The organism is Vibrio sp. 10N.222.46.A1, from assembly GCF_041473595.1.
Classification (GTDB): domain Bacteria; phylum Pseudomonadota; class Gammaproteobacteria; order Enterobacterales; family Vibrionaceae; genus Vibrio; species Vibrio tasmaniensis_A.
The window spans coordinates 1-313 of the sequence record NZ_JBFRSN010001735.1 but is presented as its reverse complement, the minus strand read 5'-3'; the positions used below and the strand labels follow the sequence as shown (position 1 = coordinate 313).

At 46.0% G+C, this 313-nt stretch carries 1 pseudogene; it reads right to left on the bottom strand.

Annotated features, from left to right (window positions below):
• Positions 1–313 (bottom strand): annotated as a pseudogene (locus AB4496_RS29085) (type II secretion system protein GspE); the annotation flags it as partial.

Below are 313 nucleotides of genomic sequence, written 5' to 3'. Positions count from 1 at the left end.
ACGCCATCAATACGGAAACGGATAGACAGTGACTTTTCGAAGGTTTCGATATGAATATCCGAAGCGCCTTCTTTAATCGCCTCACCCAACATCGCATTAATTAACTTGATGATCGGTGCGTCGTCTTCTGATTCAAGCAAGTCTTCGTCTTGTGGCAACTCTTCCGCTAACGAGAAAAAGTCGTCATTGTCGGCACCAATATCTTCCATTAACTGTCGAGCTTCCGACGAGTCACGCTGATACGCGTCCGTCAGTTTTTTATCAAATTCGTCTGCGCTGATCGCTTGTGGCGTGAAGCCATTTTTCACAACAC